Source organism: Psychrobacter sp. GW64-MNA-CIBAN-0177, assembly GCF_040309585.1.
Taxonomy (GTDB): domain Bacteria; phylum Pseudomonadota; class Gammaproteobacteria; order Pseudomonadales; family Moraxellaceae; genus Psychrobacter; species Psychrobacter okhotskensis.
Genome location: NZ_JBEOOY010000543.1, coordinates 1 through 242, shown reverse-complemented (window position 1 = coordinate 242; position 242 = coordinate 1). Strand labels below are relative to the sequence as shown.

At 43.4% G+C, this 242-nt stretch carries 1 protein-coding gene; it reads left to right on the top strand.

Annotation, left to right across the window (positions count from 1 at the left end; genetic code table 11):
- Nucleotides 1–242, top strand: a 242-nt coding sequence (locus AAEY79_RS16150) for a diguanylate cyclase domain-containing protein (protein ID WP_352289732.1), incomplete at both ends; no start/stop codon positions are given.

The following is a 242-nucleotide window of genomic DNA, read 5'->3' as shown; positions in this document are numbered from 1 at the left end:
ACTTAAAGCCATTAAATGATCAGTACGGACATCAAGCTGGGGACGATGCATTAAAGGCTTTTGCGCAATCACTAAAATCAATGTGGCATCCACATTTTTTAGTCGCTCGATATGGCGGTGATGAATTTATTGCACTATGCCGTGGCCCCATCGATGTCTTAGAGCAGCAAATAACACAACTGCAGCATGACCTAACGCTGTTAAATCCCGCGATTCATTTTAGCTATGGACTTGCCCAGTAT